Below are 7,114 nucleotides of genomic sequence, written 5' to 3'. Positions count from 1 at the left end.
CACCCATGGTGAAGTCGAGCTCATTCACCCGATGTTCCAGGAATGGCTCCCGGCCCACCTGGAATTCCCCGCAGGCGAGGCCCGAAAGGTCCTGGCATGGATCACCGTGCACACCGGAGGCACCGAGACCAATCACTTCCGGCACGCCACGGACGCCGTGGAGCGGTACTGCGCGGTATCGGGGACGGCGCCGGACGCGGAGGCCGCGACGGAATTGTTCCGGGCCTATCTGCGCGCCAAGGCGGCCGTGATGGAGGACCTCGTACCGGTGCTGCGGTGAGGCGGCCGGAGCGCGAACGGCGGCCATGAGAAGGAGAGCTGCGGCAGCCGGGCCGGCGAGGGCGGCGGCGCGCGGGCAGGCGCCCCGGCCGACCGGCCCGGCGCACGGCTACCGCTGGGCGGTGCTGGCGGCGGCCACCCTCGCCCAGGCCACGTCCTCGTTCGCCATGCAGGGCCTCGGCGCCCTCGCCGGCTTCCTCCAGGAGGCGTTCGGCCTGACGGGCACGGCGGTCGGCCTGCTGGTCACGGTCGCCGGAGCGGCGCCCGTCGTCGCCCTGCTGATAGTCGGTCACCTGCTGGACCGCCACGACGAACGGGCCATCGTGGGGACGGGAGCCGTCGTGGTCGCCTGCGGGCTGGCCCTGGCCGCGCTCGCCGACTGCTACGCCCTCGTCCTCGCCGGCCTGTTCGTCCTCGGTATCGGCTACAGCACCGCACAGCCCGGCGGCAGCAAGTCCGTGGCCCTGTGGTTCCCCGGCGGCAACCGGGGGCTGGCCATGGGCATCCGCCAGGCCGGCCTGCCGCTGGGCGGCGCGGCCGCCGCCCTCGCGATGCCCGCCGTGGCCTACGCCCACAGCTGGCACGCGGCGTTCGCCCTCGCCGCCGCCGTGTCCCTGGCCGGGGGAGCGGTCTTCGTCACGGTCCACCGCCGGGCCCCGGGCCGGGGCGGCCCGGCACCGGCCCGGCCGCTGTGGCCCCGCCTCGTCGAGCAGCTGCGCCGCCCCGCCATGCCGGGCATCGTCGTCAGCGGCACCGTGCTGGTCACCGCGCAGTACGGCATCACCACCTACCTCATGCTCTACCTCCGTGACCACCACGGAATCCCGCTCACACGCGGCGCGTTCGTGCTCTTCGGCGTCCAGGGCATCGGCGCGGCGGGCCGCATCGCCCTGGCCGCCGCCAGCGACAGGACCGGCAGGGGAAGGCTGCCGTGGATCCGCGCGAGCATGCTGGCCACGGCGGCCGCCCTGCTGGCCCTGCCCCTGCTGCCCGCCGGGCCCGGCCCCGTCATCGCCCTCACCGCCTGCCTCGGCTTCTTCGGCTTCGGCTGGTACGGGCCCTGGGTGGCGCACGTGAGCGAGTCCTGCCCGCCGGACCGGGTCGGTCTCGCGCTGGGCACCGCCATGGCGGCCAACCAGCTCGCGATCGTCGCCACCCCGCCCCTGCTCGGCCTCGTGCACGACCTGCTGGGCTACCCCGCCATGTGGTGGACCCTCGCGGCGGTCGTCGCCGCCTCAACCCCGTTGGTGCGCACGGGCGTCCGGTAAGAGGACGTGGTAACTCCCTTTACCCGGGCCTTATCCGGCGCCGTGCTTACTGTAACCACTGTGACGGCATGGGTGACGGCTCGGACGCTCCCCCGGGGACCACGCTCCAGGTCCCGGGTCGCTTCGGCGTTCCTCGTCGTCCTCGTCGCCCTGGCGCACGTGATGGGCTGTGCGCACGGCCAGCCGCCACCGAACCAGGAACGCTCCTACTCCCTGCCGCTGGCCGCACCGGCGCCCCCCGACCGGGGGCCGGGGCCGGTCGCCCTGCGGGGCTCCGGCGAGGACGTGCCGAGGGAGTGCGCGGAGGCCAACGAAGCCGGGGTCGCCGCCCCGCGCCAGGACCTTCCCACCGCGACCGGAGCCGACCTCCTCCCGCAGACCGAGGCGGACGGCTGCCGCCCGGCCCTGCCCGCCGATACGCACGGGTCGGCGCCCGCCCCCGCGGGCGACCCCGGACGGCTGAGGGCGGCCCTGGGCGTCTGGCGGACGTAGGACGGGCCGCGCCGCGCCGGCGAAGCCGCGCGTGCGCCCGATTCGGATCCCCCGCCCGTTCCCCGTCAACGCGGCCCGTACCGCTCCTCCTCCATCGGTGTACCGGCCGCGGGAGAGCCATGCCATGACCTCTGTCTGCCCCACCCCCTCGACGACGACCGCGCCGGCCGCCCCCACCTCCCCGGCCAGTCTCACGGCGGCCGCCGCCCTGCCCGCCCGCACCCCGGCCGGCCTCGTGGGGGACACCCCCCTGCTGTGGGTCGGCGAGCCGTTCGCGGCACCCGGCCGCGGCTTCTGGGCCAAGCTCGAAGGCCGCAACCCCGGCGGCATCAAGGACCGCACCGCCCTGCACATGGTGGCCCGCGCCCGCGAACGCGGGGACCTGCTGCCGGGCGCGCCCATCGTGGAGTCCACCTCCGGCACCCTCGGCCTCGGCCTCGCCCTGGCCGGCGTCACCCACGGCCACCCCGTCACCGTCGTCACCGACCCCGGCATGGAACCGATGATGATCGGCCTGCTGCGGGCCTACGGCGCCGAAGTCCACCTCGTGGCCACCCCCCACCCCGTAGGAGGCTGGCAGCAGGCCCGCCGCGAGCGCGTGGAGGAACTCCTCGCCGCCCGCCCCGGAGCCTGGTGCCCCGACCAGTACCACAACCCCGACAACGTGACGGCCTACCGCACCCTCGCCCACGAACTGATCGCCCAGCTCGGTCGGATCGACGCCCTCGTCGTCAGCGTGGGCACCGGCGGCCACTCCGCCGGCATCGCCTCCGTGCTGCGCGGCTACTTCCCCGCCCTGCGCGTGGTGGGCGTGGACACCACCGGCTCCACGATCTTCGGGCAGCCCGCCGCACCCCGGCTGATGCGCGGACTGGGCAGCAGCATCTACCCCCGCAACGTCGCCTACGGCCTCTTCGACGAGGTGCACTGGGTCGCCGCGCCCGAAGCGGTCTGGGCGGCCCGCTCCCTGGCCCGCTCCCGGTACGCCACCGGCGGCTGGAGCGTGGGGGCCGTCGCCCTGGCCGCCCGGCACCTGGCCGCCACCCTGCCCCCGGAGACCAGGATCGCCGCGGTCTTCCCCGACGGACCGCAGCGCTACGCCGGCACGGTCTTCGACGACGACTACTGCCGCCGCCACCACCTCCTGGACGGCGCCCCCGCGCCCGTACCCGACCGCATCGCCCACCCCGCCGAACGGGTCGTCACCCGCTGGACGGTGTGCGACACCGTCGTCGACCCGCTCACGCAGACCCCGGCCGGCGCCGGGGACGCCCCGGCGGGAGCGGCCCGGTGACGGCGGCACCGGCCGCGCGGGAGCGGTCGGCCGTCGGGCTCACCTCGCTCTGGCGGCAGACGTGCACCTTCCCGCCCGCCGCCCGCCTGCTGATGGTCAATCAGTTCGCCATCAACCTCGCCTTCTACATGCTCATGCCCTACCTCGCCGCCCACCTCAGCGGCGACCTCGCCCTCGCCGCCTGGGCGGTCGGCCTGGTGCTGGGCGTACGCAACCTCTCCCAGCAGGGGATGTTCCTCATCGGCGGCACCCTCGCCGACCGCTACGGCTACAAGGCCCCGATCCTGGCCGGGTGCGTGCTGCGCACGGCCGGGTTCGCCCTGCTGGGCTGGGTGGACGCCCTGCCCGCCCTGATCGTCGCCTCGGCGGCCACCGGCTTCGCCGGGGCGCTGTTCAACCCAGCCGTCCGCGCCTGTATCGCCACGGCCTCCGGCGACCGGCGCGTGGCCGCCTTCGCGACGTTCAACGTCTACTACCAGGCGGGGATGCTGCTGGGCCCGCTGGCCGGACTGGCCCTGCTGGCGGCCGACTTCCGGCTGGTCTGCACGGTCGCCGCCGCGATCTTCGCCGGCCTGACCGTGCTGCAGTGGCGGGCCCTGCCCGCCGCGACGGGCCGCGGCGGCGGGGACGGCCGGCAGCGGGAGGGGGTGCTGACGCAGTGGCGCACGGTCGTCGCCAACCGGCCGTTCCTGCTGTTCTCCGTCGCCATGATCGGCTCGTACGTGCTGACCTTCCAGGTCTACCTGGCCCTCCCGCTCGCCGCCGGCGCCGCCCTCGGGGACGCGGGCACGGAGGCAACCAGTGCGCTCTTCGTCGTCTCGGCGGCGGTGGCCGTCCTGGGCCAGCTGCGGCTGACGGGCTGGGCCAGAAGCCGCTGGACCGCCTCCCAGGCGCTGGTGCGCGGGCTGGCCGCCATGGGCCTGGGCTTCCTGCCGCTGGCCGCCGTCCCCATGGGCGGCGGCACCGTCACGACGGTCGGCGGGCTCGCCGCGCTGGCCGTGGCGGTGGTGCTGCTGGCCGCCGGCGGCGCGGTGGTCTATCCGTTCGAGATGGACACGGTGGTCTCCCTGTCCGGCGAGCGCCTGGTCGCCACCCACTACGGGCTCTACAACACCGTCTCCGGGCTGGGCATCACCCTCGGCAATCTCGGCGTCGGGGCGTTGTGGGACTTCGCACTGCGGCAGGACGCGCTCTGGCTGGTGTGGCTCGCGCTCACCGCCACCGGGGCGGCCTGCGCGGGGGCGGTCCTGGCGCTGTCCCGTTCCGGACGACTGACCGCGCCGGATCTGTGCGAAGCTGTGGCGAACACCGCGATGACCAGGAGGTTTTAAATGACGGAGGACACAGCGGCACAGGGTGCGGGCCAGGCCGCGGAGGGCGCCGACGTCCCCGAGGACGAGGTGAAGCGCAAGTTCCGTGAGGCGCTGGCCCGTAAGCAGGGCAAGGCGGCCGACGGCGCGGCGAGCGGGGCGAACCGCGACGGATCCAAGATCCACGGCACCCACGGCAAGGCCGGCGGGCAGCGCTCGTTCCGTCGCAAGAGCGGCTGAGCACCGGGACCGGGCGTACGGAACCGGACATCGTGCCCGGTTGTGCCCGGTCTCGCGTACCGCGGGTATGCGCCCTGCTGGGCGCGGTGCGCGTGTGCGGATAATGGGTGCGCCCCGCGACCTGCGGAGCATCGAACCGTCAGAGCACCGACACAGGGGGCGCGGATGAACAACGAGCAGAAGCACGACCGACAGCGGTACCGAGGACGCCTGGCCCGCCGGGTGTCCGCCGTCATCGCGCTGGCTCTGGGCGCCGCCCTGCTGGCCACGCCGGCCTCGGCCGCGAGCGCGTACCCGGTGGCCGGCACCGCACAGCACGCCACCGTCGCCGTCGCGGAAGCGGCCGGCACGGGCGCGGCGGCCACCGGCGGCGCCGACGGCTTGGCGTCGGTCGCGGCGGCGTCGCACCACCGGGACACCGCCGGGCACCGGACGCTCGCCAAGGGCAAGGACGGGCACCGGACGCTGGCCAAGGACAAGAAGAAGAAAAAGAAGAAGGGTTTCTTCAAGAGGCTCGGCAAGGCCCTGCTCATCGTCATGATCCTCGGCACCCTGTTCGTGGTGGCGCTGATCGTGCTGGCGATCTTCCTGATCCGCCGGGCCTTCAAGCGCCGTCGCGCCTGACGCCCGCCCACGGCGTGCGACACCCCGCCCGGTCCCCTCGGGGCCGGGCGGTCGTGTGCCCGGGCGTCAGCTCGCCTTCGCCACCCAGGCCAGGGCGAGCCACGGCGTGGCGGCGGCCCCGGCCGCCAGGCACCAGCCCGTGCCCGTGGCGGGGAAGCCGACGAGCAGTGGTGTGACCAGCCCGGCCCCGCACGCGAGGAGCGCCGCGGCGGGCAGATGCACCCACGGATCGAATCGACGCGCGTAGCGCACGCTCGCCTCACGGCGGTACAGGGCCACGCCCGTCACCACCCCGGCCGCCAGGCCCAGGATCCAGATGGTCGGCAGGGCGATGATGCGGCCGGCGAACGAGCCGATGTCGTTGTCCGGGGCCTGACGCGCTCCCAGGTCGGGGCGGTCCGGTGCGTACAGCAGCTCGACCGTGCGGCCCGCTTCCGGCTTTCCGCTGGTGTGCACCGCGTCCACGGTGACCTGCCGAGGGCCGGAGAGGAAGGGGACGGTGACGACGATCGTGGAGGCGTATTCGTCGGCGCCGTTGATCTCCGCGTCCGTGGGGCGCGGTTCGCCGAGGATCTTGCCGATCCGCAGCTCGTACCTGCCGGCGCCGGCCCGGTGGGCCTTGGCGAGCCATTCGCCCTCGGCGCCGTCGGGGCCCACGCCCTGGCACAGCGCGGCCATGCTCGTCAGGGCGGTGCCGAAGCCCAGCACCCAGCACAGCAGGCGCGACGACCGCGGCTCGGGCCACGGTTCGTACCGCCTGCGCCACGCCTTGCGGCGCAACGCGGCGCGCCGGCTGACCCGTGCCACCGAAGAGGCGAGCAGCCAGCACAGGCCGCAGGCGGCGGTCGCGGCCAGCAGCTGCAGTTCGTACCGCTTGGGCGGCAGTTCCCGGAAGGGGACCACGCCGAGCAGTACGGTCGCGTAGCCCACGAGCAGGGTCGCCCATCCCGTGAGTCGCGTCGCTGTCCTCATTGCCGTACTTCCCCCACCCACCTAAACGATCTTGCGGTGGACAGCGTAGTGGGGGGTGCGGCCGGGGCCCGCCCTGGGCCCGTGTGCCGGGCTCCGAGGGGGTCCCGTCGACCGCCCGGCACGGCGGCCGTCAGTCGAAGGGGACCAGGAACCTCTCGGGTTCGCAGGCGTCACAGAACCGGACGTCGTATTCGGCCGCCTTGCGCCGGGCCTCGGCGGTGCTCACCGTGTCCTCCCCGCCGCGCGGCACCCAGCAGCCCGCGTGGTGCAGCTCCTGGAGGGTGCCGCCGGGGCGGCGGTGCACCGTGATCGGCCAGACGGCGTCCTCGAGATCGTGCCGCCACTCGCCGTTGAGGCGCTGGAGCACGATTTCCCGTACCCAGTCGCGTGAGGAAATGCCGTTCTCCTGCGCGGTGGCTTCAATGCGCGCGAGTTCATCAGGGGTGAAGAGCTCCTCCATGCCGCCGGACAGTAGCAGCGCGGTGCGGCCCGCGACCCCGGTTCCGGGCAATGGCCCACGGTGCTGACCTGCGGGTTGACCGGAGCGGAAGGAGTGCCTCCGAGTGCGGTGGGGGTGGGCCGGTCATACGATGCGCAGCTCCGGCGCCCTGTGCCCCGACTGGCATAGGCCGTGG

General features: G+C 74.5%; 9 protein-coding genes. 7 read left to right on the top strand and 2 right to left on the bottom strand.

Features of this window, described 5'->3' with window-relative positions; all coding sequences use genetic code 11:
* The 7 genes from AB0G59_RS24500 to AB0G59_RS24470 all read left to right on the top strand — a co-directional run.
* Positions 1-280: hypothetical protein (locus AB0G59_RS24500; RefSeq protein WP_360915372.1), on the top strand; the 280-nt coding region annotated here is incomplete at its 5' end.
* Between the two features lie 25 nt (positions 281-305).
* Positions 306-1,547 carry an MFS transporter gene (locus tag AB0G59_RS24495; protein ID WP_360915369.1) on the top strand — a complete coding sequence of 414 codons (1,242 nt, stop codon included), beginning with the start codon at positions 306-308 and terminating at the stop codon, positions 1,545-1,547.
* Positions 1,548-1,607: 60 nt separating this feature from the next.
* Positions 1,608-2,039 carry a hypothetical protein gene (locus tag AB0G59_RS24490; RefSeq protein WP_360915366.1) on the top strand — a complete coding sequence of 144 codons (432 nt, stop codon included), beginning with the start codon at positions 1,608-1,610 and terminating at the stop codon, positions 2,037-2,039.
* A 124-nt stretch (positions 2,040-2,163) separates the two neighbouring features.
* On the top strand, positions 2,164-3,333 hold the full coding sequence (locus AB0G59_RS24485; RefSeq protein WP_360915363.1) for a PLP-dependent cysteine synthase family protein: 1,170 nt from the start codon (positions 2,164-2,166) through the stop codon (positions 3,331-3,333).
* A gap of 92 nt (positions 3,334-3,425) precedes the next feature.
* The gene (locus AB0G59_RS24480) at positions 3,426-4,664 is read left to right on the top strand and encodes an MFS transporter (RefSeq protein ID WP_360915385.1); all 1,239 of its coding nucleotides are present in this window, start codon (positions 3,426-3,428) and stop codon (positions 4,662-4,664) included.
* Entirely contained in the window at positions 4,665-4,883 is a 219-nt protein-coding gene (locus tag AB0G59_RS24475; protein WP_360915360.1) for a DUF5302 domain-containing protein, read from the top strand. It begins immediately after the preceding gene.
* A gap of 165 nt (positions 4,884-5,048) precedes the next feature.
* On the top strand, positions 5,049-5,507 hold the full coding sequence (locus AB0G59_RS24470; protein ID WP_360915357.1) for a hypothetical protein: 459 nt from the start codon (positions 5,049-5,051) through the stop codon (positions 5,505-5,507).
* 66 nt (positions 5,508-5,573) lie between these two features.
* Here AB0G59_RS24470 and AB0G59_RS24465 read toward each other — a convergent pair whose 3' ends face one another.
* Together AB0G59_RS24465 and AB0G59_RS24460 are read right to left on the bottom strand one after the other, a co-directional pair.
* Positions 5,574-6,479 carry a hypothetical protein gene (locus AB0G59_RS24465; RefSeq protein WP_360915354.1) on the bottom strand — a complete coding sequence of 302 codons (906 nt, stop codon included), beginning with the start codon at positions 6,477-6,479 and terminating at the stop codon, positions 5,574-5,576.
* Between the two features lie 130 nt (positions 6,480-6,609).
* On the bottom strand, positions 6,610-6,990 hold the full coding sequence (locus AB0G59_RS24460; RefSeq protein ID WP_360915351.1) for a DUF6233 domain-containing protein: 381 nt from the start codon (positions 6,988-6,990) through the stop codon (positions 6,610-6,612).
* Between the last annotated feature and the right edge of the window lie 124 nt (positions 6,991-7,114).

It is taken from the genome of Streptomyces sp. NPDC021096 (genome assembly GCF_040641275.1).
Classification (GTDB): domain Bacteria; phylum Actinomycetota; class Actinomycetes; order Streptomycetales; family Streptomycetaceae; genus Streptomyces.
The sequence above is the reverse complement of the archived record's forward strand: the minus strand, read 5'-3'. Positions and strand labels throughout refer to the sequence as shown.

Excerpts from the sequence above, each read along its gene's own strand:
- AB0G59_RS24495 (WP_360915369.1), top strand. The coding sequence starts at position 306 with ATGAGAAGGAGAGCTGCGGCAGCCGGGCCGGCGAGGGCGGCGGCGCGC.
- AB0G59_RS24485 (WP_360915363.1), top strand. The coding sequence starts at position 2,164 with ATGACCTCTGTCTGCCCCACCCCCTCGACGACGACCGCGCCGGCCGCC.
- AB0G59_RS24480 (WP_360915385.1), top strand. The coding sequence starts at position 3,426 with ATGGTCAATCAGTTCGCCATCAACCTCGCCTTCTACATGCTCATGCCC.
- AB0G59_RS24475 (WP_360915360.1), top strand. The coding sequence starts at position 4,665 with ATGACGGAGGACACAGCGGCACAGGGTGCGGGCCAGGCCGCGGAGGGC.
- AB0G59_RS24470 (WP_360915357.1), top strand. The coding sequence starts at position 5,049 with ATGAACAACGAGCAGAAGCACGACCGACAGCGGTACCGAGGACGCCTG.
- AB0G59_RS24465 (WP_360915354.1), bottom strand. The coding sequence starts at position 6,479 with ATGAGGACAGCGACGCGACTCACGGGATGGGCGACCCTGCTCGTGGGC.